This is a genomic window from Streptomyces sp. NPDC034086, from assembly GCF_055575515.1.
The window spans coordinates 116,986-141,384 of sequence record NZ_JBVISM010000010.1 but is presented as its reverse complement, the minus strand read 5'-3'; the positions used below and the strand labels follow the sequence as shown (position 1 = coordinate 141,384).

Genomic DNA, 24,399 nt, shown 5'->3' with positions numbered 1-24,399 from the left:
GGGGATCAGCCGAGCCGGCGGAAGACGGACTCGAAGTAGTCCTCCTCCTCGTCACCGCTCTCGCTCTCCTCGCTCTCGGCCGGCGCCTGGGCGGGGGTCTCGGCGGCCTCCTCGCGCTTCTGGTCGTGCTCGACGGCCTCGAAGACGACGGCCACGGCCTTGAAGTCGCCCGCCCTCTCCCCGGGGCCGGCCTTCACGACCGGCTCGCCCTCGCAGGCCTCGTTGTCGAAGAGCAGGGCGACCTTGTCGGTCTCGTTGACGACCTCCTCGATCGGGGCGTCATCGGTCACGGCCAGCGCGTGGCACTTGCCTTCGGTCAGGTCGCTCACCTGACCGCTCGTGCTGGCACCGTCCTGGAGGAAGCTGTAGTTGAAGGCCCCGTTGTCGTCCGCGAGCGCGGAGGCGGCGGTCGGGAGGGCGAGGGTGAGGGCTCCGACGAGGGCTACGGCGGTGGTGCGAAGACGCATGAGGGGTTCCGTTCTTCTCTTCCACGGGTGGATGCGGGTCCGGTGGCATCCGGGAGGGAGCGTAGGAGCGCGACGCGATGGAGAAACCTTTCCTCAACCGGAGCGCGCCCCGAGGTTCACCCACCCTGCCCCCCGGGCCCCCACAACCCGGCGCGTCGCCGGCGGCCTTCCGCGATGCCGGAGGACGGCCGGACGACCACGTGAGGGGGCGGGGACGGGGTGGGGTGTTGGCCGGGGCCAAAACGAGATGAATTAGGCGCGAGCCACCCCGTACGACGCAGATCCGGAACGGGCGCCGAACATCGAAGCCCGCCCCGGACGACACCCCACCCCGGCACCGACCCCGCCCCGAAACCACCCCACCGATCCCCCGCCCGGCCGAGGGACCCGCCCGACAGGGCGGCAACACCCGGACCCCCGCCCGGCCAACGGACCCGCCCGGCAGGACAGCCCCGCCACCCCCGAACCGCCCGGCCAGGGCAACGGCTACCCCTCCGCCGCCGCCCGTCCCGTCAGCGCCGCCAGGCTGGACCGGACGTGGCTCATGTGGGCCCGCATCTCCTCCTCCGCCTCCGCGTGCTCCCGCAGGATCCGCTCCGTCTCGCGCCCCGTCCGCTCCTCGGCGACCCGCGCCTGCGCGACCAGTTCCTGCGCCCGCGCCTCCGCGTCCTCCTGCCCGTGCCGCGCCGACTCCTCCGCCTCCGCGTACCCCCGCCGCGCCTCCGCCAGCCGCGCCTCCGCGTTCCGCTCCAGCTCCGCGTACCGCGCGTCCAGTTCCTCCGCCCGCGCCGCCAGCTCCCGCCCCGCCGCGTCCCACCGCTCCGCCTGCTCCTGTTCGAGCTCCGCGAGCAGCGCCTCCGCCCGGCGGGCCGCCTCCGTCAGCGCGGCCTGTGCCTCGGCCCGCCACCCCGCCGCGTCGTCCCGCGCCTCGGCGCGGATCGCGTCCGCCTCCCGCTGCGCCCGCAGCAGCCCCTGCCGCGCCCGCACCTCGGTCTGCTCGCGCACCGCCTCCGCGTCGTGCCGCGCCAGCTCCGCCACCCGGTCGGCGTGCGCCTCGGCCGCTCCCGCCGCCTCCAGCGCGTCGGCCCGCGCGTCCTCCCGCAGGGCCCGCGCCTCCTCCTGCGCCAGCTGGAGGATCCGCCGCGCGCGCTCGCTCAGCTCGTCGTACGTCTGCGGAGCCAGCGCGGCCACGGCCGCCCGCAACCGCTCGGCCTCCGCCTCCATCTGACGGGCCAGCACGGTCAGCCGCGCCACCCGCTCCCAGGCCTCGTCCCGGCTGCCGGACAGCCGCGCGAGATACCGGTCGACCTCGTCCGTCCGGTAGCCACGACCGCGCACGATCGCGAAGGGTGCAGTCATCCTGGAGCGCCTCTCTCGGGGATTGCTGTCAAGGATGCGTCATTTGCTCGCAGAAGCCGGAATGGCCGGGCCGGGTCCCCCGCACGAGGGGACCCGGCCCGGCCACGTCTACCGTCATCCGGTCAGAGCAGTCCGTCCCACATCTGCTCCAGCAGCACCGACCACCAGCTCTCCGGCGAGGCCAGCGCCGCGCTGTCGAGCCCCGCCAGATTCGCCTGGAAATCGACGGTCCAGCGTCCGGCCTGCTCCGGCGTCAGATGCTGGCGCAGGCGCCACATGTGACCCAGCATCGCCAGCGACCGCGCGAACTGCGGCAGGCTCGAGTTCACGAACTGCGGCGGCACGGGTGCCCCGCCGGGACCGGCCTCGACCGGCACCGCCACTATGTGCGCGGTCCCGTACTGCACGCACAGCGCCTTGCCGAAGTCACTGCCCACGACCAGGTACGAGCCCGCGTCCGACGCCGGCTGCACCCCGCGCTGCGCGGCCATCTCGGCGAGCGTCGGCACCGGCTGGCCGGGCACGGCCTGTGCCCAGAAGAACGGCCCGAAATCGATCGGCAGGCCCGCCCACATGAGGGTCTGCGCCACGATCTCCGGTACGCCCTGCCGGGACACCGCCCGCTGGTCGAAACGGAACACCCCCTGCGGCCCGAAGGCCCCCGCCAGCTCCTGCGCGATGGCGTCCATCGGGATCGCCGGCTGGAGCGGGACCTGCGGCAGCGGAGCCCGGACCGGCGCGGGGCGCGCGGGTCCGTCCGCCACCTGGTGCAGCTCACCCTGATGGGTGAGGAGGTGGCGCATGCCCTGCTGACGGCCCGCGTGGTCGGTGCCGTACGGGGCCACGCTCGTGATCCGCACCTGCGGCCAGGTCTCCCTGATCATCCGGGCGCAGTAACCGCCCGGCAGCTCGCAGGAGGCCAGCTCGGTGTGCAGCTCCAGCACCTGCTGCGGCGGCACGTTCATCGCGCGCAGCTCGTAGAGGATCTGCCACTCGGGGTGCGGGGTGCCGGGCGCCGAGCGGCGGATGATCTGCTGCTCGGAGCCGTCGGGCGCACGGTAGCGCAGCACCGCCTGGTAGCCGGGGCCGACCGTGGGCGCGCCGGACGGGGCCTGCGGCTGCCCCGCCGGACCGGGCGGCGGGCCGGGAGGCGTGCCGGGGGGACCGGGCGGCTGCGGCACGCCGGGACCGGCCAGCATCGTCGCGGCATGGTGCGCCCCGCCCCCGGGCGCACCGGGCGCACCGGGAGCGCCAGGAGCGCCAGGAGCACCAGGAGCACCGGGCGGACCCGGCGGACCGGGCGGCTGGACGACGGCCGGACCGGCCAGCATCGTGGCGGCGTGGTCCAGCCCCCCGCCCAGCGAACCCGGCGCACCGGGAGCCGCCGGAGCACCCGGGGCCCCGGGGGCACCAGGCGCACCGGGAGGCGCCGGCGGCGTCCCCGGAGGAGCCGGCGGCCCGCCGGGCGCGGCCAGCATCGTGGCGGCGTGGTGCGCGCCGCCGCCCGGAGCACCGGGAGGCGCGGGCGGAGTCGGCGCACCCGGCGGACCAGGAGGCGCGGGCGGGCCGGGCGGCTGGACGACGGCCGGACCGGCCAGCATCGTGGCGGCGTGGTCCAGTCCCCCGCCCAGCGAACCCGGCGCACCGGGAGCCGCCGGAGGACCCGGAACCCCAGGAGCCCCGGGCGGACCGGGAGGACCGGGAGGACCGGGGGGCGCCGGCGGCGTCCCCGGAGGAGCCGGCGGCCCGCCGGGCGCGGCCAGCATCGTGGCGGCGTACTGCGCCCCACCGCCGGACGCACCGGACGCACCGGAAGCGCCGACCGGGGGCGCCGACGGGGCCTGCGGAGGCTGCGGTTGCTGCGGCGCCGCGGTCCCGCCGGGCGCGGAGACACGGGCCCTGCTCGTCGGCGCGTCGGCGATGTCGGCGGCCGAGGCCGGCACCGCCAGCGCCGGTGCCACGGTCGTCTTCGGCAGCTGGCTGCCGCCCGCCATCAGCGTGGTCTTCGCCTCCGGGGCCACCCTGGGGGCGGAGGGCGCGTCGTCCAGGTCGGATCCCGACAGCGGCGGCGCGAACACCGTCGCGGGCAGCGGTACGGAGCCCTCGTCGGCACCGGAGTTGACATCGGTCCCCGCCCACGGCGTGGACCCGGCCGGCACCCCGTCGTTCGCGGTCGGCTCGTAGGGCACCTCACCGCCACGGCTCAACGGAACCGGAGCTTCAGCAGCCGCGGCGCCCGCCCCGGAAGCACCCGGAGCGGAACCCGGACCCGGATCGGAACCCGCACCGGCGGCCGGAGCACCCGCGGCCGGAGCACCCGCACCCGCCGGGGGAATCCCCGCCCGGTCCGCCGCCTCCTGCAGCCACTGCGGCGGGGTCAGCATGAACGAGGTCTGCTCGGAATCGATCCGCGGCGGCGGAACCGAAGCCTCCGCAGCCGCCGGCGCGGCAGCCGCCCCGTACTCCTCCTCGTACCGGCGGATCACCTCGCCCACCGGCAGCCCGGGCCACAGCGTCACCTCACCGCTGTCCCGCGCGATGACCAGCCGCTGCCGCCCGCCACCGGACACCGGACCGGCCGCGCGGTCCTCGGCCCACACCACGAACCCGAGCCCGAACTCCCGTACGCGCACCTCGCGGTGCTGGTACGCGGGCACGTCCCCGTTGATCCACTCCTCGGCGCGCTCCTGCGCCTGCGCGAACGTCACCACGGCGCCCCTCACCCCTCACCCATACCGGCGCCGGACACTGCAACCGAACGCGCGAATCCGCCGTCCACCATCAGACCGGCCACCGTCTCCAGCTCCGGCGGGTTGCCCGCCAAGCGCTCCAGGAAGGCATCGAAATCGGCACCGCACGGAAGCAGCAGGCGCTCCACCCGCTCCTGCACCGACCAGCCGTCCCGGTCCCGCGCGTCGTCGTACGGGGAGAACCAGACGGAGCCCACGCCCTCGCCCTTCACCTTCACCGCGAGCAGCCCGCCCTGCACGAAGGCCACGCACAGGTAGTCCTTCGTCAGGTGGTCCCGCAGACACTTGTTCACGTACACGAGGTCGTTGACCGCAGCCTCCTCACGCACCGTGAAGAACGGCTGGTCCACCAGCAGCCCCAGCTCCACCAGCAGCGCCGCGCCCACGGGGGCGCAGCCGCCCGCCGCCTTCAGGAACGAGCGGTAGGACTCCGGGAGCCGGTAGCCGAGGTCCTCCTCGACCCCCTGCACCTGCGACTCCGGCACCGACACCAGGGCCTTCGGCAGCCCCAGGTGCGCCGGACGGGCCTCCTGGAGGGGCCGCGCACCGCGCTTGTCGTGGTCGACGGGAGCCGTCGCCAGACCCGCGTGGTGCCTCAGCAGCGCCTTCACCTCGACGGGGACCAGCTCCATCCGGCGGGAGCCGGCCACGTGGTGCCAGGTCCAGCCGTGCGGGGTCGCCACCGGACCCACCGTGTCCCACAGCGGGTGGCCCGCCGCGCGCATCGCCGCGTTCGCGGACACGACGTCCGTCAGGCGCAGCTCGTCCACGCCGAAGCCCTCCGGGGGCTCGGCGATCTCGACGGCGGCGCGCGCGTAGCGCGAGAAGTCGGGATGACCGTCGCCATCCATCCGCACCCCGTGGGGATGCCGAGCTGCCCGGACCGGGTCCGGGAAGTGCACGACCTGCCCCGAGTAAGCGGCGTTGGGTGGCGCGGCCTGCTGCCCGAGCCGACCTGTCGTCATGGCGGTAGCCCCCTGCTGGATCTGGCTGGTTCACCACAGCCTATGTGGTCCGGCAAGACCCTCACCCGCCCCCGAGCCACGCACGGGCCGCCGGGGCGGGAACATCCGAATTGATACGAATATTCGACCCCGCTTCCGTGCCACAGGTGACATTTGACAGGCTGTCCCGCAGCACGGGGGCGTGCGCGACAGCGACCAGCACCGCCGCCACGGGAGGGAAGAGCAACCATGCAGACCGCGACCACACAGACCGCGACCGCTCAACACGCGGCACCCCGCACGGGCCGCCCGCAGCCGGCCGGAGCCGGCCCCGCCGGCGATCCCCGGCTGCGCTGGAGCAGCGCGGGCGGCACCCACACCCCGCCCGTGCTCCGCTTCCGCCGCGACGGCATCCTGCCCACCGTCGCCGCCGCGCTCTCCGTCCGGGGGGAAACCCTCACCGGCACCGCCGCCAAGGGCGAGCGGCCGCCCACCCTCCACCCCCTCGTCCAGGACTTCCTCGACACCCTCACCAGCGGCCAGCGGGAGCGCTTCACCGGCCGCTGCCCCGAAGCGATCCTGCTCTCCCGCCACCTCGCCGCCGTCGAGGGCGCCCGCAGCAAGCGCGCCTCCCGCAAGCCCCTCTCGGCGAGCGAGGCCCGCCGCTCCCTCAAGCACGCCCGCATCACGGCCCGCCGCATCCGCGAGGACGGCGACCCCCTCCACGGCACCTACGCGCCGCCCTGCCGCTCCTGCGACGCACTCCTCAGCCACTTCGGCGTACGCCCCGTCGACCTCACCCACCCCGAGTAGCCGCCATGACCGCGTCCTCCGCCTCCTACGACCGCTCCTCGGCCACCCGGTTCCCCGGCCCCGTGGACTCCGCCCTGCGCACCGCCGGATGGGAACCCGGCCGCTGGGACATCAAGCAGGCCGAATACTGGGCCGACTCCCTGCGCGACCACACCACCCCGGCCGGCCACCGGCACACCGTCTTCCCCGCCGCCGTCGAGGCCTGGGCCGAATTCGGCGGCCTCACCCTGGCCGCCCCGGGCCCCGGCCGGCAGATAGCGCCCACACCCGTGCACGTGGACCCGCTGACCGGCCTCCACCTCGCCCGCACCTTCGCCGACCTCGGACGCGCCCTGTCCACCGAACTGTGCCCGCTCGGCGCCGGCACCGACGGCGGCTCCCACCTCGCCATCGACCGCGAGGGGCGCGTCTACCTCATCGACCACACCGGTGACTGGTACCTCGGCGCCGGCCTCGACGAGGCCCTCACCCTCCTGCTCACCGGCCTCCAGCCCGCCCGTCTCACCACCGGCTGACGGCCCCGGCCGCCGGGCGCAGCCGCCCGCCGCGCCCGGGCCCCGTCCCGGGCCGCCCGGCGTCCCCTACCGGACCGGCAGCACCGCCGACACCTTGAACCCGCCCCCGTCCGTCGGCCCGGACACGAACACCCCGCCCAGCCCCAGCACCCGCTCCCGCATGCCGATCAGCCCGTTCCCCCCGCTGGGCAGATCGGCGCTCCGCGCCTCCGCCCCGCACGGCCCGTTCTCCACCTGCATCGCGACCTCGCCCTCCCGGTGCGCCAGCCGTACGACGACCCGCGCGCCCGGAGCGTGCTTGTGGCAGTTGGTCAGCGCCTCCTGGACCACCCGGTAGGCCGTCTGTTCCACCTCGGGCCGGTACCCGCACCCCTCACCCCGGACCTCGACCTCCACCACCATCCCGGCCGCCCGGGACTGCCCCACCAGCGCCTCCAGCTCCCGCAGCGAGGGCCCCTCCTCGGTACCGCCCGCCGCCGGCACCGGCCTCGGCTCGGGCACCGGCCGCTGCTTCTCCGGAGCCCGCAGCACCCCGAGCATCTCCCGCAGCTCCGTCAACGCCTGGCGTCCCATGTCACCCACCAGCGCCGCGTTGCGCGCCGCCTTCACGGGGTCCTTCGCCGCCACCGCCTGGAGCGCCGCCGCGTGCACCACCATCAGCGACACCCGGTGCGCCACCACGTCGTGCATCTCCCGCGCGATGCGCGTCCGCTCCTCCTGGCGCGCCCACTCGGCCCGTTCCTCCGCCCGGTCCGCCAGCAGCGACAGCTCCCGCTCCAGCGAGTCCGCCCGCTCCTGGAGGCTCTCCATCAGCCGCCGCCGCGCCCCGACGTACAGCCCGAGCAGGACCGGCGGCACGGTCAGCGCCACCGCCATGAACACGGACAGCACGATCACGAGCGTGCCGTCGGCCTCCACGTCCCGGCGCGTCTGCACGTACGTCACCACGAACGTCCCGGCCAGCGACATCGCGGCCAGCGTCGCGAGGATCCGCCGGGGCACCTCGCAGGCGGCCAGCGTGTACAGCCCCACCACGCCCAGCAGGAAGCCCATCGTGGCCGGCGTGACGGCGATCCCGACCAGCACCACCGCGACCGGCCAGCGCCTGCGCAGCACCAGCGCGGACCCCGCCAGCGCCCCGAACAGCACCCCGGCCCACAACGGCACCCCCGCCTCGCGGGCCGTGGGCACCCCCTCGAAGGCGCATTCGACGGCCGACGCCACCCCCAGCCCCACGTCGAGCACGGCCGACCGCCGCCGCTTCCACCACCAGGGCCCGTCCCGGCCCGTCCCCTCGCGCTCTTCCCCCGTACTGGTCATGCGGTCCAGCGTACGCAGCGGCCGCAGCGCGCCGCCGGTCGCAAATCGAGGAGCGCGGCCCGGGACCATCCGGAAGAACCGCCGGAAGGACACGGGGAGGAACTGCCGAGGCCGCCGGGTCATTTACGGCGGCCGAAGCGCCGGTATCCACCGTCGCGTCGAGGGGGCCCGGTGCGGCATAGTAGGGGCGTCCCACCCGAACCGGGAAGATCGAATGTCCGGTTTGAGCGGGTACGCCATCCCCTGTGGTGTAATCGGCAGCACTGAGGTTTTTGGTACCTTAAGACCGGGTTCGAGTCCTGGCAGGGGAGCGCATCGCGTACGGGTCCCGGCCTCACGGTCGGGACCCGGCCTCGTTTCCGGGCCGTGACCCCCCGCTATCCTTCACGGGTCCACCCCCGAAGCCGAAGGGCCCACCCGTGAGCGCAACCCGCCCGGCAGCCGTCGTCGTACTCGCAGCGGGTGAGGGCACCCGCATGAAGTCGGCCACACCCAAGGTCCTGCACGAGATCTGCGGGCGCTCGCTCGTCGGTCACGTCGTCGCGGCCTCCCGCGAACTGGACCCGGCACACCTCGTGGTCGTCGTGGGTCACGCCCGCGAGCAGGTCACCGCGCACCTGGCCGGCATCGACGCCGGCGTCCGCACCGCCGTCCAGTACGAGCAGAACGGCACCGGCCACGCCGTCCGCATGGCCCTCGAGGAGCTCGGCGGAGCGGTCGACGGGACCGTCATCGTCGTCTGCGGCGACACCCCCCTGCTCACCGGCGAGACGCTGCGCGCCCTCGCGGCCACGCACGAGGCCGACGGCAACGCCGTCACCGTGCTCACCGCCGAGGTCCCCGACTCCACCGGCTACGGCCGCATCGTCCGCGACCCGGCCACCGGCGCCGTGACGGCGATCGTCGAGCACAAGGACGCCACCGACGCGCAGCGCGCCATCCGCGAGATCAACTCCGGGGTCTTCGCCTTCGACGGCGCGCTCCTCGCGGACGCGCTCGGCAAGGTCCGCACCGACAACAGCCAGGGCGAGGAGTACCTCACCGACGTGCTCGGCATCCTGCGCGAGGCGGGGCACCGGGTCGGCGCGGCGGTCGGCAGCGACCACCGCCAGATCCTCGGGATCAACAACCGGGTGCAGCTGGCCGAGGCCCGGGCGCTGCTGAACGCGCGTCTGCTGGAGCGGGCGATGCTCGCGGGCGTGACCGTCGTGGACCCGGCCGGCACGTTCGTGGACGTGACGGTGACCTTCGGGCAGGACGCCCTGATCCACCCGGGTACGCAGCTGCTCGGCGCCACGCACATCGGCGAGGGGGCCGAGGTCGGCCCGAACACCCGCCTGAAGGACACCCGCGTGGGCGCGGGCGCGCGCGTCGACAACACGGTGGCCGACGGCGCGGTGGTCGGCGACGGCGCGACGGTCGGGCCCTTCGCCTACCTGCGTCCGGGTACGGACCTCGGCCGGAAGGCCAAGGCCGGTACGTACGTGGAGATGAAGAACGCGACGATCGGCGAGGGCACGAAGGTGCCGCACCTCTCGTACGTGGGTGACGCGACCATCGGCGAGTACACGAACATCGGCGCGGCGAGCGTCTTCGTGAACTACGACGGCGAGCACAAGCACCACACCACGGTGGGCTCACACTGCAAGACGGGTTCGGACAACATGTTTGTGGCTCCCGTCACCATCGGGGACGGCGCCTACACGGCCGCCGGCTCCGTGATCACGAAGGACGTGCCGCCCGGCGCGCTGGCCGTGGCCCGTGGCCAGCAGCGGAATATCGAGGGTTGGGTGGCCCGCAAGCGTCCCGGCAGCGCGGCCGCGAGCGCCGCGCAGTCGTCGGTGGAGAAGGACTCCGGCAGCCATTGAGGTGAACTGACCGGAAACAGGTGCGCCCGGGACGGCGTACCGTGATAGGTGCACGCAATTCGGCTGGCTCACCGTGTGCGGGACGGACGCACACGGGGGCGAGCAGCTTTCACACGTCTGAGGAGACAGTGCTGTGACCGGGATCAAGACGACCGGCGAGAAGAAGCTCATGCTCTTCTCCGGCCGCGCCCACCCCGAGCTGGCCGAGGAGGTCGCGCACCAGCTCGGTGTCGGCCTCGTGCCGACCAAGGCTTTCGACTTCGCGAACGGCGAGATCTACGTCCGTTTCCAGGAGTCGGCTCGTGGCGCGGACTGCTTCCTGATCCAGAGCCACACGGCTCCGATCAATAAGTGGATCATGGAGCAGCTGATCATGATCGACGCGCTGAAGCGCGCGTCGGCACGCTCCATCACCGTGATCATCCCGTCCTACGGGTACGCCCGCCAGGACAAGAAGCACAAGGGGCGCGAGCCGATCTCGGCGCGCCTGGTCGCGGACCTGCTCAAGACCGCGGGCGCGGACCGGATCCTGACGGTGGATCTGCACACCGACCAGATCCAGGGCTTCTTCGACGGCCCCGTGGACCACCTCTCGGCCCTCCCGGTCCTCGCGGACTACGTGGGCGCCAAGGTGGACCGCACCAAGCTGACGATCGTCTCCCCGGACGCCGGCCGCGTGCGCGTTGCCGACCGCTGGTGCGACCGCCTGGACGCGCCGCTGGCGATCGTCCACAAGCGCCGCGACAAGGACGTCGCCAACCAGGTGACGGTCCACGAGGTCGTCGGCGAGGTCAAGGGGCGCGTCTGCGTGCTCGTCGACGACATGATCGACACCGGTGGCACGATCTGCGCCGCGGCCGAGGCGCTCTTCGCGCACGGCGCCGAGGACGTCATCGTGACGGCGACCCACGGCATCCTCTCGGGCCCGGCGGCCGACCGCCTGAAGAACTCCAAGGTGAGCGAGTTCATCTTCACCAACACGCTGCCCGACCCCTCGGACCTGGAGCTCGACAAGATCACGGTCCTGTCGATCGCCCCGATGGTGGCGCGCGCGGTGCGCGAGGTCTTCGAGGACGGCTCCGTGACCAGCCTGTTCGAGGAGCAGCAGTAGGCCTGACGGTCCTGCTCCGACCTCCCGCTAGATCCTTTTGGGCGCGGCCTCCCCGCCGGGTACACTCGACGAGTTGCTCGGCGAGGGAGGCCGTACCCGTTTCTCCGGTACGGACGCTCCGTTATCGACGCGCTCTTCGTAGCAGGCCGTTTCGGCCGGGTGACCTCTGTCCGTTTTCGTCACCCCACGAGGAGTGAACATGTCCGAGATCAAGCTTTCCGCGAAGCTCCGCGACACCTTCGGCAAGGGCTCTGCCCGCCAGTCCCGCCGTGACGCCCTGACCCCGGGCGTCATCTACGGCCACGGCACCGCCCCGAAGCACGTCGGCGTCGAGGCCCACGCGCTGATGATGGCGCTGAAGACCCCGAACGCGCTGCTGTCCCTGGACATCGAGGGTGCCGGCACCGAGCTGGTCATCCCCAAGGCCGTCCAGCGTCACCCGCTGCGCCGCAACATCCAGCACGTCGACTTCCTGATCGTCCAGAAGGGCGAGAAGGTCACGGTCGAGGTCGCCGTGGTGACCGAGGGCGACCTGGCCCCCGGCGGCAACCTGCTGGAGACCCTGCTGTCGACCATCACGGTCGAGGCCGAGGCCACCCACATCCCGACCGAGGTCACCGTCTCCATCGAGGGCCTCGAGGCCGGTGCCTCCATCCACGCCAAGGACCTGGTCCTGCCGGCCGGCACCACGCTGGCCGTCGACGGTGAGACCGCCGTCCTGCAGGTCGTCTCCCCGCAGGCCGAGGAGCCGGCCGCCGAGGCCGCCGAGGGCACCGAGGCCTGAGCCTCGCCCCACCCCCTCAGCAGTTGCTGACCGACCGCCGTCCGGCTCCACTGGAGCGGGACGGCGGTCGTTCCCGTTCACGGGCTTAAGGAGTGTTTGATGTCGGACGACGCGGCGCCGTGGCTGATCGTCGGTCTCGGTAACCCGGGGACGGAGTACGCCGGCAACCGCCACAACATCGGTTTCATGGTGGCGGACCTGCTCGCGGAGCGGATCGGCGGGAAGTTCAAGGCGCACAGGGCGCGGGCGCAGGTGGTCGAGGGCCGGATGGGTCCGCCGGGGCCGCTGAACCGGCGGGTGGTGATCGCGAAGCCGATGTCGTTCATGAACCTGTCCGGTGGACCGGTGACGGCGCTGCGGGACTTCTACAAGGTGCCGCTGGAGCGGATCGTGGCGGTCCACGACGAGCTGGACATCGACTACGCGACGCTGCGGCTGAAGCTGGGCGGCGGGGACAACGGCCACAACGGACTGAAGTCGATGACGAAGGCGATGGGCGCGGACTACCACCGGGTGCGGTGCGGCATCGGGCGCCCGCCGGGCCGGATGCAGGTCGCGGACTTCGTGCTGAAGGACTTCTCCTCGACGGAACGCAAGGAGCTGGACTGGTTCGTGGACCGGTCGGCGGACGCGGTCGAGTGCCTGGTCCAGGAAGGCCTGGAGCGCGCGCAGTCCGCGTACAACTCCTGATCTCCCGAATTCGCGGTCGCCTGATCCCACGGTCTCCCGACCTCTTCCCGTGATACGGAGGAAGCCCCCGCCGGGCCGGCGGGGGCTTCCTGCGCGTACGGGGCCGGTCAGCCGGTGTTGCGCAGGCCGGCGGCGACGCCGTTGACGGTGAGCAGCAGGGCGCGGGCGAGCAGCGGGTCGGGCTCCTCGCCGCGGGCCGCGGCCTGGCGCTGGCGGGCCAGCAGGGAGACCTGGAGGTAGGAGATGGGGTCCAGGTAGGCGTCGCGGACGGCGAAGGTTTGCTGGAGGACGGGCTGGGAGTCCAGGAGCTTCTCCCCGCCCGTGATGCGCAGGACCTCGCGGACGGTGAGCGCGTGCTCGGCCTCGATGCGGTCGAAGACGTGCTTGAGCTCGTCCGGGACGAGGGTGTCCACGTAGTGGCGGGCGATCCGCAGGTCCGTCTTGGCCAGCGTCATCTCGACGTTGGACAGGAAGTTGCGGAAGAAGTGCCAGCGCTCGCCCATCTCGGTGAGGACGGTGTCCTGGCCGGCTTCGCGCAGGGCCTTGAGGCCGGAGCCGACGCCGTACCAGCCGGGGACGATCTGGCGGGACTGGGTCCAGCCGAAGACCCACGGGATGGCGCGCAGGCCGTCGAGGCCGGCGCCGGAGTCGGGACGGCGGGAGGGCCGGGAGCCCAGGTGGAGGTCGGCGAGCTGGTCGACGGGGGTGGCCGCGAAGAAGTACGCGGGCAGGTCGGGGTCCTCGACGAGCGCGCGGTACGCGGCGTGGGCGGCGTCCGAGACGATGTCCATGGCCGCGTCCCAGCGGGCGAGGGCGTCGTCGGACTGGCGGGGGGCGGTGTGGAGCGCGGAGGCCTGGAGGGTGGCCGCGACGGTCAGCTCCAGGTTCTCGCGGGCCAGGGACGGGACGAGGTACTTGTCGGAGATGACCTCGCCCTGCTCGGTGACCTTGATCTCGCCCTCGAGGGTGCCCCAGGGCTGGGCGAGGATCGCGTCGTGCGAGGGGCCGCCGCCGCGGCCGACGGTGCCGCCGCGGCCGTGGAAGAGGCGCAGGCGGACGCCGTGGCGGTGGGCCACGTCGCGCAGCCGGCGCTGGGCGCGGTGGATCTCCCACTGGCTGGTGGTGATGCCGCCGAACTTGCTGGAGTCGGAGTAGCCGAGCATGACCTCCTGGACGTCGCCGCGCAGGGAGACGAGGCGCCGGTAGGAGGGGTCGGCGAGCATCTCGTCGAGGATGACGTCGGCGGCGCGCAGCTCGTCGGTGGTCTCCAGGAGCGGGACGATGCCGATCTTGGCCCAGCCGGCGTGGAGGTCGAGGAGGCCCGCCTCACGGGCGAGGACGGCGGCGGCGAAGACGTCGTCGGCGCCCTGGCACATCGAGATGATGTAGGACTCGATGACCTCGGGGCCGAACTTCTCGAAGGCGTCCTTGATGGCGGTGAAGACACCGAGGGTCTTCTGCCCCGCCGCGTCCAGGGGCGCCGGGGTGGGCGCGAGGGGGCGGCGGGAGCGCAGTTCCTTGGCGAGGAGCTTCTGCCGGTAGTCCCGCGGCATGTCGGCGTAGCGCCAGGACTCCTCGCCGAGGCGGTCGAAGAGCTGGCCGAGGGCGTGGTGGTGGGCGTCCGCGTGCTCGCGTACGTCCATGGTGGCGAGCTGGAGGCCGAAGGCGGCCAGGGTGCGGATGGTGCGGTCCATGCGGCCGTCGGCGAAGAGGGCGCCGCGGTGCTCGCGCAGGGAGGTCTGGATGAGGGTGAGGTCGGCGAGGAGCTCGGCGGTGCCGAGGTAGTCGCGGCCCTCCTCGTGGGGGATGCCCCTGGCGAGGCGCTCGCGGGTGTTGAGGAGCTTCTGGCGGATGCAGGTCGCCTTGAGGCGGTACGGCTCCTCGGCGTTCAGCCGCTTGTAGCGGGGGCTGATCTCGGGGAGGCGTTCCAGGTCGGCCTGGAGGGAGGTGAGGAGTTCCTCGGTGGCTCCGGTGTAGCGGATGGAGTTGGAGAGGAGCCCGCGCAGGAAGTCGACGAGCTCGAGGGCGTCGGTGATGCCGTGCTCGTGCTGGAGGATCAGCACGTCGCGGGTGACGTCGGGGGTGACGTTGGGGTTGCCGTCGCGGTCGCCGCCGATCCAGGTGCCGAAGGTGAGCGGGCGGGTGCCGGCCGGCAGCTCGACGCCGACGCGCTGGAGTTCGGCGGCGAGGTCCTCGAGGACGTCGCCGACGGCGCCGGCGTGCAGCTCGTCGAGGTAGTAGATGGCGTTGCGGGCCTCGTCCGCGGGCTCGGGACGCACGACGCGCAGCTCGTCGGTCTGCCAGACGAGGTCGATGTTCTCGGCGAGCCGCAGGTCGTGGCGGCGGCGGTCGCCGGCGCCCGTGACGGGCTCCTCGAGGAGGGCGGCGATGCGGCGCAGCTTGTTCAGCACGCTGCGGCGGGCGGCCTCGGTGGGGTGGGCGGTGAAGACGGGGCGGACGTTGAGGTTCCTGACCGTCTCGCGCAGGTGCTCCGGGTCGGCGTCCTTGAGCATGTCGGCGGTGCGGGCGAGGAGCCCGCCCTCGGCGGCGCGGTGGGCGCGCAGCTCCTTGCCGCGGTGCACCTGCTCGGTGACGTTGGCGAGGTGGAAGTAGGTGGAGAAGGCGCGCACCAGCTTGGCGGCGGTCTCCAGGTCCGTGTCGCCGAGGAGGGCAGCCGCGGCCTCGCCGTCGGTGCGCGTCAGGGCGCGGACCCGTTCGACGAGGTCGAGGAGTTCCCGGCCTTCCTGGCGGACGAGGGTCTCGCCGAGGAGGTCGCCGAGGCGGCGGATGTCCGCGCGCAGCTCCGCGTTCGCCGTCTCCGCCGTCCGTGTCGCGGCGGCGGGCTCGGCGGGCTGGGTGACGGGGGCCTGGGCGGCCTGGTCAGCACTGCTCACAGGTGCGGCTCCTTGCAGTGTTCGAGCGCTACTGGGCTGTGGGCTCCCGGGGGTGCGCGGCCATGCCGGTCGTGCTGCGCAGCCCGGGCTGCCCGTGCGGACCGCGCTGTCCGACGACAACAGGATAGGTGTCCCGTCCCTGTGCCCGGGCAGAGCGCCCGCCCTTTGGGCAGGCCGGGGGCCCGTCGCGCGGGTCCTGTTGCCGGGCGCGCCGTATTTGCCATACTTACGTTGCCGTAGGTTACGGCTCCGTAGGTCAGGCGCCCGGCGCGCCTGCCGGTTTCTCACCCCCCAGGGGACCCCATGACCCTCAGTCCCGAACTGATCGAGGACTCCTCGGCGCCTTCCGCGCCCTCCGCGACGCGCGGTGGCGAGAGGAAGCGCTCCGCGGAGCAGATCGCACTGCTTCTGTTCATCACCGTGCCGTTCCTGGCGCTGCTGGCGGCGGTACCGCTGGCCTGGGGCTGGGGAGGGGTGACGTGGCTCGACCTGGGCCTGATGGTGTTCATGTACTTCCTGGCGTGCCACGGGATCACCATCGGCTTCCACCGCTACTTCACGCACGGCTCCTTCAAGGCGAAGCGGCCGCTCAGGATCGCGCTGGCCGTCATGGGCTCGATGGCGGTGGAAGGGCCGCTGGTGCGGTGGGTGGCCGATCACCGCAAGCACCACAAGTACTCCGACCACGAGGGCGACCCGCATTCGCCGTGGCGGTTCGGCGAGACGGTGCCGGCGCTGATGAAGGGCCTGTGGTGGGCGCACATCGGCTGGCTGTTCGACGAGGAGCAGACCGATCAGCAGAAGTACGCCCCGGACCTGGTGAAGGACCCGGCGATCCGGCGGATCAGCCGCGACTTCGCCCTCTGGACGGTGGTGTCGCTGGCGATCCCGCCGCTGGTGGGCGGTCTGGTGACGATGTCCTGGTGGGGCGCCTTCACGGCGTTCTTCTGGGGTTCGCTGGTGCGCGTGGCGCTGCTGCACCACGTGACGTGGTCGATCAACTCGATCTGTCACGCGGTGGGCAAGCGGCCGTTCAAGTCGCGGGACCGCTCGGGCAACGTGTGGTGGCTGGCGGTCCTGTCGTGCGGGGAGTCCTGGCACAACCTGCACCACGCCGACCCGACGTCGGCGCGGCACGGCGTGCTGCGCGGTCAGGTGGACTCCAGTGCGCGGCTGATCCGCTGGTTCGAGCTGCTGGGATGGGCCTCTGACGTGCGGTGGCCGTCCGGGGCGAGGATCGACGCCCGACGCAAGGAAGAGACGCCGAACCCGGCATGATGGGGGACGTGGCGATCGACGGCAGCAGTTCCAGCAGCGACAAACCCAGGCGAGGACGCCGGGTCCGGATGACGGGCGCCGAGCGGCGTCAGCAACTGCTGGACATCGGCCGCACCCTGTTCGCCGCGAAGGGTTTCGAGGGCACGTCGGTGGAGGAGATCGCGGCCAAGGCCGGGGTGTCCAAGCCGGTGGTGTACGAGCACTTCGGGGGCAAGGAAGGGCTGTACGCGGTCGTCGTGGACCGCGAGATGCGCCAGCTGCTGGACGGGGTGACGGGCGCGCTGACGGCCGGGCACCCGCGGGAGCTGCTGGAGCAGGCGGCGTTCGCGCTGCTGGACTACATCGAGAACTACACGGACGGTTTCCGGATCCTGGTGCGGGACTCGCCCGTGGCGCAGTCGACGGGCACCTTCGCGTCGCTGATCAGTGACATCGCCACGCAGGTGGAGGACATCCTGGGGCTGGAGTTCAAGGCCCGGGGCTTCGATCCGAAGCTGGCCCCGCTGTACGCGCAGGCGCTGGTCGGGATGGTGGCGCTGACGGGCCAGTGGTGGCTGGAGACGCGGCGGCCCAAGAAGGCCGAGGTGGCGGCGCACCTGGTGAACCTGGCCTGGCACGGGCTGGAGAACCTGGAGGCGAAGCCGCGGCTGGTGGGGCACCGCAAGAGCTGAGCGCCCGGGCGGACGTGTGACGGCGCCCCGTCACCGGAGGTCTCCGGTGACGGGGCGCCGTCGCGCCGTACGGGTCCGCGGCCGTGCGGGGCGGTGCGGGGCGGTGCGGGCCGTGCGGGCCGGCGTCGGGGCCGGCCGGCGGCCCGGGGCCGTCAGCCCGCCGGCGGGCCGCCGGGGCCGGGGGCGTGCGGTTCCAGGAACTCCAGCCGGTTGCCGACGGGGTCGTGCGAGTAGAAGCGGCGGTGGCCCGGCAGGCCGTCGTCCCAGACGACGTCCGCGCCGCGTTCGCGGAGTCTGCCCGCGTACTCCTCGATGCCGGTCACCCTCAGCCCGGGGTGCGCCTTGCGGGCGGGCCGGAAGTCGTCCTCCACGCCGAGGTGCAGCTGGACGCCTCCGGCCGTGAACCAGCAGCCCCCGCGCGCCGCGAGGACGGGCGGTTTGGAGATCTCCCGCATGCCGAGGACGTCCCGGTAGTAGGCGCGCAGAACGTCCTCGGATCCGGGCGGTGCGGCGAGCTGGACGTGGTCGACGGCGGTCAGCACGGTCACGCCTCCTTCTGGGCGACGGCGAAGATCCGGCGGAACGGGAAGACGGTGCCCCGGGGGCCCGGGGGGTAGGCGGCGCGCAGGATCTCGCGGTATTCGCCGAGGAAGCGGTCGACGGCCTCGCGGTCGTCGCCGAGCGCGGTGAGGACGGGGCGCAGCGCGGTGCCCTTGACCCAGGTGAGGACGGGGTCCGTGCCCTGGAGGAGCTGGGAGTACGTGGTCTCCCAGACGTCGACGGCGCAGCCCAGCTCGGTGAACCGGGCGAGGTATTCGGCGGGTTCGAGCAGGTGGATGTAGCGCGCGCCGAGCCCGGCGAGCCGGTCGCGCCAGCGCGGGGTGTCGCACAGTTCGGCGAGCAGCCGGTGGCTGGGGGCGGTGAAGTTGCCGGGGATCTGGAAGGCGAAGGTGCCGCCGGGGCGCAGACCGTTGATCCAGGCGGCGAAGGAGCCGGGGTGGCTGGGCACCCACTGGAGGGCCGCGTTGGAGACGATCAGGTCGTAGGTCTCCTCCGGCATCCAGTCCGCGAGGTCGGCGGGGCGGAAGTCGAGCCGGCCGCCGCCGGGGGTGGGGCCGGCGTGGTCGGCGGAGGCCCGCTGGAGCATGTGGGGGGAGAGGTCGAACCCCGTGATGTGGGCCTCGGGCCAGCGCTCGGCGAGCAGGGCGGTGACGTTGCCGGGGCCGCAGCCGAGGTCGGCGATGCGGGGGGCGCGGGCGGGGAGCTCGGGTATGCGGTTCAGCAGGTCGAGGAAAGGGCGCGTGCGGTGTCCGGCGTGGTGGAGGTACTGCTGGGGGTCCCAGACGGGTGCGGAGCCGTCGCGGGTGTGGGTGCGCACGGCCGGCGCGATGTCGGAATGCATGTTCGAGCCTCCCTACTCGTGGGGCGTTCGGAAGCGGAAGCGGTTCCGGCCACGTCCATGCCCCATGCTCGACTGGACTATATCTCGATGTCAAGATTCTTGATCCGAAGAGACTTCACGTCGACAGACCCCGTACACTGATCGGCATGGAGGACGAGGTCGACCGACTGGTCGCGGCATGGCGGCGAGAGCGCCCTGACCTCGACGTGGAACCGCTCGAAGTGCTCAGCCGCGTCAGCCGGCTCGCGCGCCACCTCGACCGGGCCCGCAGGCTCGCCTTCTCCGAGCACGGCCTGGAACCGTGGGAGTTCGACGTGCTCACCTCGCTGCGGCGCGCGGGCGCGCCCTACCAGCTCTCCCCCGGCCAGTTGCTCACGCAGACGCTCGTCACCTCCGGCACCATGACCAACCGCATCGACCGGCTCGCCAAGAAGGGCCTGGTCGAGCGGCTGCCCGACCCCAGCGACCGGCGCGGCGTGCTGGTCCGGCTGACCCCCGAGGGACGCGACCGCGCCGACCAGTCCCTGGCGGGACTGCTGGCCCAGGAACGCGCGATCCTGGCCCAGCTCTCCACGACGCAGCGGGACGAACTCGCCGGCCTGCTACGCCAGTTGACCGCTCCGTTCGACAACATCCCCGGCTAGCTCCGCGGGACGTACGCCGGCCCGCCGGGCCAGCGCCACCGCGGCCAGGGTGGAGTGCACCCCGAGCTTGCCCAGCACGTTCTGCATGTGGGTGCGGACGGTGTGCGGGGACAGGAACAGCCGCGCGGCCACGTCCTTGCGGCCCAGGCCCGCCACCATGCAGCGCAGCACCTCGTGCTCGCGCGGGGTGAGGGACTCCACCAGCCGCTCGCTGTCCGTGCGGTGCTTGCGGGCGGCCGTCAGCTCCCGCAGCACCCCGGTGAGCAGCGCGGGCGGCAGGTGGGTCTCCTCGCGCAGCACCCCGCGGATCACGGCCAGCAGGCGCGAGAGCGAGCAGTCCTTCGCCACCCACCCCGACGCCCCCGCCTGGAGGGCCAGCGCGGCCCGGCGCGGATCGTCGCGTTCGGCCAGGACCACGGTGCGCACGCCGGGGTGCGCGCCCCTCACCCCGGCGACGAGGGCGATCCCGTCGGCCGGCGGGGCTGGGCCGGCGCCCGCTTCCCGCTGGCCCGGCAGGGCCTGCGGCGCGGCCGCGGCGGCGCCGAGGTCGGCGTCGACGAGCAGGACGTCGTAGCGCCGGCCTTCGGCCACCGCGCGCTCGAGGCAGCGCGAGGCCGCTGGACCGCTGCCGGCCGCGGACACGTCCACGTCCGGCTCGGCCGCGAGCGCGGCCGCCAGAGACTCGGCGAAGATGCGGTGGCCATCGACCACCAGGACCCGGATACGAACCACAAAACCCCCAAGGGTCGGGGAACGGACGACTACGGGTACGGCGCCCGGCCGGGTGGGCCACACGCCCGCGGCCGCCGCCGCGACATCTGTGCACTACCCCGGACGGAACGCCGTACCCGGCGTGTCTCGACCCCTGAAACAACACCGGCCCCCACCGGTGTCACGCATCAGCGTAGAGGGGGCGGCGTCCCGCGGTTGGCCGAATAGCAGAAGTTTTCCGCCCCGTTCTCCAGCGGGGCGGTCCGCGAAGCCCTGCGCGGTGGCTCGTTTTCGTCCGTCCGGAGGACTCGGGGGGCGGATTCCCGCCCGGCGCGTGCCGCGGGCAGTTGCACGGGGTGCATTTCACCCGGCGTACGCACGCTGGGCGCCCGCGCGCGGCGCCCACGGCCCGCGCCCGGCCCCCATGCGTGCGCCCCCCGCTCCGTCGGGCAGCGGGGGGCGCACGGGAGGAGGCGGAGCGTCAGGAGCGCCGCGCGCGGGCGAAGTTCCAGGCGTCGGTCACGATGTTGGTGAGGTCCGAGCGGGTGGGGGTCCAGCCGAGGCGCTCGTGCGCCGTGCGGGCGGAGGCGACGAGGACCGCGGGGTCTCCGGCGCGGCGCGGGGCGACCACCTCGGGGATCTCCCGGCCGGTGACCTTGCGGACCGTCTCGATCACCTCGCGGACCGAGAAGCCGCTGCCGTTGCCGAGGTTGCACACCAGGTGCTCGCCCTCGGCCGCGACGCGCAGCGCGGACAGGTGGGCCTCCGCCAGGTCGGCGACGTGGATGTAGTCGCGGACGCAGGTCCCGTCGGGGGTCGGGTAATCGTCGCCGAACACCGAGATGGCCTCGCGCTCGCCGAGGGCGACCTGGAGCACCAGCGGGATCAGGTGCGTCTCGGGGTCGTGGCGCTCGCCGAACTCCCCGTAGGCGCCGGCCACGTTGAAGTAGCGCAGCGAGACCGCCGCGAGGCCGTGCGCCGCGCACTCTCCCGCGATCATGTGGTCGACGGCCAGCTTCGAGGCCCCGTACGGGTTGGTCGGCGCGGTCACCGAGGTCTCCGTCAGCACCCCGCCGGACGGCTCCCCGTAGGTGGCGGCGGTGGAGGAGAAGACGAGCCGGCGCACCCCGGCCTCGCGCATCGCGGTCAGCAGGGCGAGGGTGCCGCCGACGTTGTTGTCCCAGTACTTGCCGGGGTTCACGACGGACTCGCCGACCTGCGAGGAGGCCGCGAAGTGCAGCACCGCGTCGTAGGAGGCGTCCAGGTGCTCGGCGGCGTCCTGGATCCGGCCGTTGATCAGGGTGGCGCCGGCGGGGACGCCCTCGGCGAAGCCGGTGGAGAGGTTGTCGAGGATGGCGACCTCGTGTCCGGCCTCCAGCAGATGGGCGGCCACGACGCTGCCCACGTATCCGGCACCGCCGGTGACCAGGTACTTGCTCACTCGCACTCCTACATCTCGCGGAAGCACGCGGATGCGCGTGCCCTGGTGACTGGCTTACCGGATTCCGCGCTTCCGGGGAAATCGCGGCCGTTCGAGTACCGTACCCGGACGGCCGGGACCGCTCCGCGCCCGGCCGGGCGGGGCAGGCCGGAGCAGGGCGGGACGGGGCGGGGCAGGCGGACCGGCGGGCCGGGCGGAGGCCGCCGCGCGGCCGGGCTCAGACCCCGGACGGCCCCTCGGGGCCCTGCGGCCGCCGCGGCACGGGCAGCGCGGCCCGGTCCAGCAGCCCGGTACGGGCGGCCAGCGCGGCGGCCTCCAGCCTCGAGCCCACGCCGAGCTTCATCAGGACCCGCTGCACGTGCGTACGGGCCGTGCTCGGCGCGATGGCCATGCCGGCGGCGATGAGCCGGGTGTCCTCGCCCTCCGCGACCCGGACCAGCACCTCCGCCTCGCGCGGGGTCAGCAGCCGCAGCAGCCGGCCGGCCTCGTCGTCGGGCTGCGCGGCGGGGTTGAGGAGTTCCGCGAAGGCGCCCTGGAGCAGCTGCGGGGCGATGGCGACCTCCCCGGACCGGGCCTTCGCCAGGGCCCGCTCGACGCCTTCGATGCGCTCGTCCTGGCGGACGTACCCCGAGGCCCCGGCGGCGAAGGCGGCGGCGATCCCGCGCGGGCTCGGGACGGGGCCCAGGACCACCACGGCGATCTGCGGGCGCTCGCGCTTGATCCGCACCACCGGCTCGAAGACGCCGGGCTCCGCCGGGGTGGCGGTGCCGAACAGGCACACCTCCGGGGCACGGCCGACGACCAGCTCGGCGGCACCGGCCGCCGGCGCCGCCGCCGCGAGCACGCGGTGCCCGCGCAGTTTCAGGGCCGAGGCGAGCGCCTCGGCCAGCAGCCGGTGCTCGTCGACCACCACGACCCGTACGCCCATCAAGGCTCCCACCCCAGATCCTTCTGACCCGGCAAGCTACACGCTTGTTCGACGGGGCGTGCCGGTTACCGTGCGAAAGCCCCCGATCGGTGGGTACCGTCCGGGGGCTTCCGGCGTGGGGCGCGGCCCGGCGTCAGTTCGCCGCGAAGGAGACGAAGAGGTACTCGGGCGTGGACTTCTCGGAGTACGGCTTGCGCACCGTGGTACGGGAGATGAACAGGCGCCCGTTGTGGTACCGGTACTCGGAGTGGTCCTTCGAGAAGCCGGTCTCCATGCGCTGGCTCGCCTTCTCGACCGGGTTCTGCATCAGCACGGTCTCCTTCATCGTCTTGCCGTCGATGCTGACGACCTGGCCGCCTCCGTCGTACGGGGGCACCTTGTAGGCGATGATGTTCGACCCGTCCATGCGCAGCGGGAACATGGTGTACCGCTCGCCCGCGTCGGCGCGGTCGCTGGTGGCCTTGCCGGTCTCCAGGTCGAAGGAGACGATCTCGTTGGTGCGGCCGACGGAGGCCGAGCCCTGGTGCTCGTAGGACGGCAGGTAGACCTTGCCGTTGCCGACGACCATGCTCGAGCACTGCTCGACCTCGGTGGCGGGGCACTTGGGGGCGTAGCTGCCGCCGGCGAGGCCGATGCGGGTCTTGAGCTGGCCCGCGTCGTCGACGACGAAGAGGTCGCTGACGTTGGTGGCGTTCTTGGCGGTGTTGCCGACGTTGGCGGCGACGATGAGCGGCTTGGTGGAGATGATGCCGGCCCACTCGATGCCCGCGGACAGCTTGTACTGGTACTTCGGCGCGCCCGTGGCGGGGTCGAGGGCCTGCGCGTACAGGGTCGGGCTGGAGCCGCGGCCGCACTTGCGCAGGACGGCGAGGGCCTCGCCGCCGGCGTAGCCGAGGTCGTAGCAGCCTTCGCCGTCGGTCTTGGGGGTCCACAGGGACTTGCCGTCGGCGAGGTTCCAGGCGGCGCCGCCGTACAGGCCGCCCGCGGCGACGGTCTGGCCGCTGATGGTGACCTCGCTGAAGGCGACCGGCTTGTCGCCGCCGGTGGCGGACTTGGCGGTGGCGGACCAGAGGAGCTTGCCGGTGTTCAGGTCGATGACGCCGACCTGGGTGCACTGGGGGTACTTCTTCTCGTTGGTCGCCATGCCCTCCTCGAAGAGGATGGCCGTCTTGTTGTCGCTGATGTGCTTGGTGGCGCCGCAGACGTTGGCGGGGAGCGGGAGCTCCCACTTCTTGCCGCCGTCGACCAGGTTGTAGCCGACGACCTTGGCGACGTCGGACTTGGCGTAGGTGGTGTCGGTCAGCCAGGAGCCGTCGACGGAGACCACGTCGGCCGGCGTCGGGCTGGGGACGCTGACCAGCGGCTTCGACTTGGGGTTGGAGGGGACCTTCTCGCTGCCGGGGGTGCCCGCGGGGCCGCCCTTGTCGCCCTCGGGCGAGCCGCTGGCGCCGTTCGCGGTGGGCTGGGCGCCGCCGTCGTCGCCGGAGACGTACCAGAAGCCGCCGCCGATGATCAGGGCCATGGCCAGTACGGCCGCGCCGACGATCGCCAGCTGGTTGCGCTTGTCGTTGCCGCCGCCGGGGGCGGCGTACTGCGGCTGGGCCGGGGCCTGGAGCGTGTTCGGCTGCTGCGGGTAGCCGTAGCCGGGCTGGGCCTGGGGCTGCGGGTAGCCGTAGCCGGCCTGGGGGGCCGGGACCGTGGGCGGCTGGGCGGGGGGCTGCGGGGGGCCGGGCGGCGGCGGGGGGCCGCCGAAACCGCCGGAGGGCGGCTGGCTGGGGGGCGGCGGGGTACTCATCGCGTGCTACTGCC

General features: G+C 73.3%; 21 protein-coding genes and 1 tRNA gene. 10 read left to right on the top strand and 12 right to left on the bottom strand.

The window, feature by feature from the left end; translation table 11 throughout:
* Positions 1–5 precede the first annotated feature (5 nt).
* From ACZ514_RS22595 to ACZ514_RS22580, 4 genes are all read right to left on the bottom strand, one after another.
* Positions 6–467, bottom strand: a complete 462-nt coding sequence (locus tag ACZ514_RS22595) for a hypothetical protein (protein WP_469125501.1) — start codon at positions 465–467, stop codon at positions 6–8.
* 486 nt (positions 468–953) lie between these two features.
* Positions 954–1,826, bottom strand: a complete 873-nt coding sequence (locus ACZ514_RS22590) for a cellulose-binding protein (RefSeq protein ID WP_468167745.1) — start codon at positions 1,824–1,826, stop codon at positions 954–956.
* Positions 1,827–1,948: 122 nt separating this feature from the next.
* A complete protein-coding gene (locus ACZ514_RS22585) occupies positions 1,949–4,537 on the bottom strand; it encodes an SUKH-4 family immunity protein (protein ID WP_469125500.1) in 2,589 nt (862 codons plus the stop codon).
* Between the two features lie 8 nt (positions 4,538–4,545).
* Positions 4,546–5,541 (bottom strand): SMI1/KNR4 family protein, encoded by a 996-nt coding sequence (locus tag ACZ514_RS22580; RefSeq protein WP_468167741.1) that lies wholly within the window; start codon positions 5,539–5,541, stop codon positions 4,546–4,548.
* Between the two features lie 228 nt (positions 5,542–5,769).
* Here ACZ514_RS22580 and ACZ514_RS22575 point away from each other — a divergent pair, with 228 nt between their 5' ends.
* On the top strand, positions 5,770–6,333 hold the full coding sequence (locus ACZ514_RS22575; protein ID WP_468167739.1) for a YwqJ-related putative deaminase: 564 nt from the start codon (positions 5,770–5,772) through the stop codon (positions 6,331–6,333).
* Positions 6,334–6,338: 5 nt separating this feature from the next.
* Positions 6,339–6,848 (top strand): SUKH-3 domain-containing protein, encoded by a 510-nt coding sequence (locus ACZ514_RS22570; protein ID WP_468167737.1) that lies wholly within the window; start codon positions 6,339–6,341, stop codon positions 6,846–6,848.
* A 66-nt stretch (positions 6,849–6,914) separates the two neighbouring features.
* Here ACZ514_RS22570 and ACZ514_RS22565 read toward each other — a convergent pair whose 3' ends face one another.
* Positions 6,915–8,168 carry a sensor histidine kinase gene (locus ACZ514_RS22565; RefSeq protein ID WP_468167735.1) on the bottom strand — a complete coding sequence of 418 codons (1,254 nt, stop codon included), beginning with the start codon at positions 8,166–8,168 and terminating at the stop codon, positions 6,915–6,917.
* A gap of 239 nt (positions 8,169–8,407) precedes the next feature.
* On the opposite strand from ACZ514_RS22565, the gene ACZ514_RS22560 reads away from it, so the two are divergent.
* From ACZ514_RS22560 to pth, 5 genes are all read left to right on the top strand, one after another.
* Positions 8,408–8,479, top strand: a tRNA-Gln gene (locus ACZ514_RS22560).
* A 108-nt stretch (positions 8,480–8,587) separates the two neighbouring features.
* Positions 8,588–10,036 carry a bifunctional UDP-N-acetylglucosamine diphosphorylase/glucosamine-1-phosphate N-acetyltransferase GlmU gene (glmU, locus tag ACZ514_RS22555; protein ID WP_468167733.1) on the top strand — a complete coding sequence of 483 codons (1,449 nt, stop codon included), beginning with the start codon at positions 8,588–8,590 and terminating at the stop codon, positions 10,034–10,036.
* Between the two features lie 133 nt (positions 10,037–10,169).
* Positions 10,170–11,147 carry a ribose-phosphate diphosphokinase gene (locus ACZ514_RS22550; RefSeq protein ID WP_361600702.1) on the top strand — a complete coding sequence of 326 codons (978 nt, stop codon included), beginning with the start codon at positions 10,170–10,172 and terminating at the stop codon, positions 11,145–11,147.
* Positions 11,148–11,346: 199 nt separating this feature from the next.
* Positions 11,347–11,931 (top strand): 50S ribosomal protein L25/general stress protein Ctc, encoded by a 585-nt coding sequence (locus tag ACZ514_RS22545; protein WP_468167731.1) that lies wholly within the window; start codon positions 11,347–11,349, stop codon positions 11,929–11,931.
* 99 nt (positions 11,932–12,030) lie between these two features.
* Positions 12,031–12,621, top strand: coding sequence for an aminoacyl-tRNA hydrolase (gene pth / locus ACZ514_RS22540; protein WP_469125499.1), 591 nt, complete (start codon positions 12,031–12,033; stop codon positions 12,619–12,621).
* Positions 12,622–12,728: 107 nt separating this feature from the next.
* Here pth and ppc read toward each other — a convergent pair whose 3' ends face one another.
* Entirely contained in the window at positions 12,729–15,422 is a 2,694-nt protein-coding gene (gene ppc, locus ACZ514_RS22535) for a phosphoenolpyruvate carboxylase (RefSeq protein WP_468699440.1), read from the bottom strand.
* Between the two features lie 396 nt (positions 15,423–15,818).
* On the opposite strand from ppc, the gene ACZ514_RS22530 reads away from it, so the two are divergent.
* Together ACZ514_RS22530 and ACZ514_RS22525 are read left to right on the top strand one after the other, a co-directional pair.
* Positions 15,819–16,793, top strand: coding sequence for an acyl-CoA desaturase (locus ACZ514_RS22530; RefSeq protein ID WP_468167725.1), 975 nt, complete (start codon positions 15,819–15,821; stop codon positions 16,791–16,793).
* On the top strand, positions 16,790–17,464 hold the full coding sequence (locus tag ACZ514_RS22525) for a TetR/AcrR family transcriptional regulator (protein WP_249766359.1): 675 nt from the start codon (positions 16,790–16,792) through the stop codon (positions 17,462–17,464). The genes ACZ514_RS22530 and ACZ514_RS22525 overlap by 4 nt, the downstream gene beginning before the upstream one ends.
* A 152-nt stretch (positions 17,465–17,616) precedes the next feature.
* Here ACZ514_RS22525 and ACZ514_RS22520 read toward each other — a convergent pair whose 3' ends face one another.
* Together ACZ514_RS22520 and ACZ514_RS22515 are read right to left on the bottom strand one after the other, a co-directional pair.
* Positions 17,617–18,006, bottom strand: a complete 390-nt coding sequence (locus ACZ514_RS22520; protein WP_468167921.1) for a VOC family protein — start codon at positions 18,004–18,006, stop codon at positions 17,617–17,619.
* Between the two features lie 2 nt (positions 18,007–18,008).
* Positions 18,009–18,866, bottom strand: coding sequence for a trans-aconitate 2-methyltransferase (locus ACZ514_RS22515; protein WP_468167723.1), 858 nt, complete (start codon positions 18,864–18,866; stop codon positions 18,009–18,011).
* 146 nt (positions 18,867–19,012) lie between these two features.
* On the opposite strand from ACZ514_RS22515, the gene ACZ514_RS22510 reads away from it, so the two are divergent.
* Positions 19,013–19,510, top strand: a complete 498-nt coding sequence (locus ACZ514_RS22510; protein WP_468167721.1) for a MarR family winged helix-turn-helix transcriptional regulator — start codon at positions 19,013–19,015, stop codon at positions 19,508–19,510.
* On the opposite strand, the gene ACZ514_RS22505 is transcribed toward ACZ514_RS22510, so the two are convergent.
* The 4 genes from ACZ514_RS22505 to ACZ514_RS22490 form a co-directional block, all read right to left on the bottom strand.
* Positions 19,469–20,242, bottom strand: a complete 774-nt coding sequence (locus ACZ514_RS22505; RefSeq protein ID WP_468167719.1) for a LuxR C-terminal-related transcriptional regulator — start codon at positions 20,240–20,242, stop codon at positions 19,469–19,471. The genes ACZ514_RS22510 and ACZ514_RS22505 overlap by 42 nt on opposite strands.
* Positions 20,243–20,702: 460 nt before the next feature.
* Positions 20,703–21,662 (bottom strand): UDP-glucose 4-epimerase GalE, encoded by a 960-nt coding sequence (galE, locus tag ACZ514_RS22500; protein WP_468167717.1) that lies wholly within the window; start codon positions 21,660–21,662, stop codon positions 20,703–20,705.
* 217 nt (positions 21,663–21,879) lie between these two features.
* Positions 21,880–22,590, bottom strand: coding sequence for a response regulator transcription factor (locus tag ACZ514_RS22495; protein ID WP_468167919.1), 711 nt, complete (start codon positions 22,588–22,590; stop codon positions 21,880–21,882).
* Positions 22,591–22,723: 133 nt separating this feature from the next.
* On the bottom strand, positions 22,724–24,385 hold the full coding sequence (locus ACZ514_RS22490) for an outer membrane protein assembly factor BamB family protein (protein ID WP_468167715.1): 1,662 nt from the start codon (positions 24,383–24,385) through the stop codon (positions 22,724–22,726).
* Positions 24,386–24,399 lie beyond the last annotated feature (14 nt).

Bases quoted from the DNA above. Each gene is read 5' to 3' on its own strand.
- ACZ514_RS22595 (WP_469125501.1), bottom strand. From the start codon at position 467: ATGCGTCTTCGCACCACCGCCGTAGCCCTCGTCGGAGCCCTCACCCTC.
- ACZ514_RS22590 (WP_468167745.1), bottom strand. From the start codon at position 1,826: ATGACTGCACCCTTCGCGATCGTGCGCGGTCGTGGCTACCGGACGGAC.
- ACZ514_RS22580 (WP_468167741.1), bottom strand. From the start codon at position 5,541: ATGACGACAGGTCGGCTCGGGCAGCAGGCCGCGCCACCCAACGCCGCT.
- ACZ514_RS22575 (WP_468167739.1), top strand. From the start codon at position 5,770: ATGCAGACCGCGACCACACAGACCGCGACCGCTCAACACGCGGCACCC.
- ACZ514_RS22570 (WP_468167737.1), top strand. From the start codon at position 6,339: ATGACCGCGTCCTCCGCCTCCTACGACCGCTCCTCGGCCACCCGGTTC.
- ACZ514_RS22565 (WP_468167735.1), bottom strand. From the start codon at position 8,168: ATGACCAGTACGGGGGAAGAGCGCGAGGGGACGGGCCGGGACGGGCCC.
- ACZ514_RS22545 (WP_468167731.1), top strand. From the start codon at position 11,347: ATGTCCGAGATCAAGCTTTCCGCGAAGCTCCGCGACACCTTCGGCAAG.
- pth (WP_469125499.1), top strand. From the start codon at position 12,031: ATGTCGGACGACGCGGCGCCGTGGCTGATCGTCGGTCTCGGTAACCCG.
- ACZ514_RS22530 (WP_468167725.1), top strand. From the start codon at position 15,819: ATGACCCTCAGTCCCGAACTGATCGAGGACTCCTCGGCGCCTTCCGCG.
- ACZ514_RS22525 (WP_249766359.1), top strand. From the start codon at position 16,790: ATGATGGGGGACGTGGCGATCGACGGCAGCAGTTCCAGCAGCGACAAA.
- ACZ514_RS22515 (WP_468167723.1), bottom strand. From the start codon at position 18,866: ATGCATTCCGACATCGCGCCGGCCGTGCGCACCCACACCCGCGACGGC.
- ACZ514_RS22510 (WP_468167721.1), top strand. From the start codon at position 19,013: ATGGAGGACGAGGTCGACCGACTGGTCGCGGCATGGCGGCGAGAGCGC.
- ACZ514_RS22495 (WP_468167919.1), bottom strand. From the start codon at position 22,590: ATGGGCGTACGGGTCGTGGTGGTCGACGAGCACCGGCTGCTGGCCGAG.
- ACZ514_RS22490 (WP_468167715.1), bottom strand. From the start codon at position 24,385: ATGAGTACCCCGCCGCCCCCCAGCCAGCCGCCCTCCGGCGGTTTCGGC.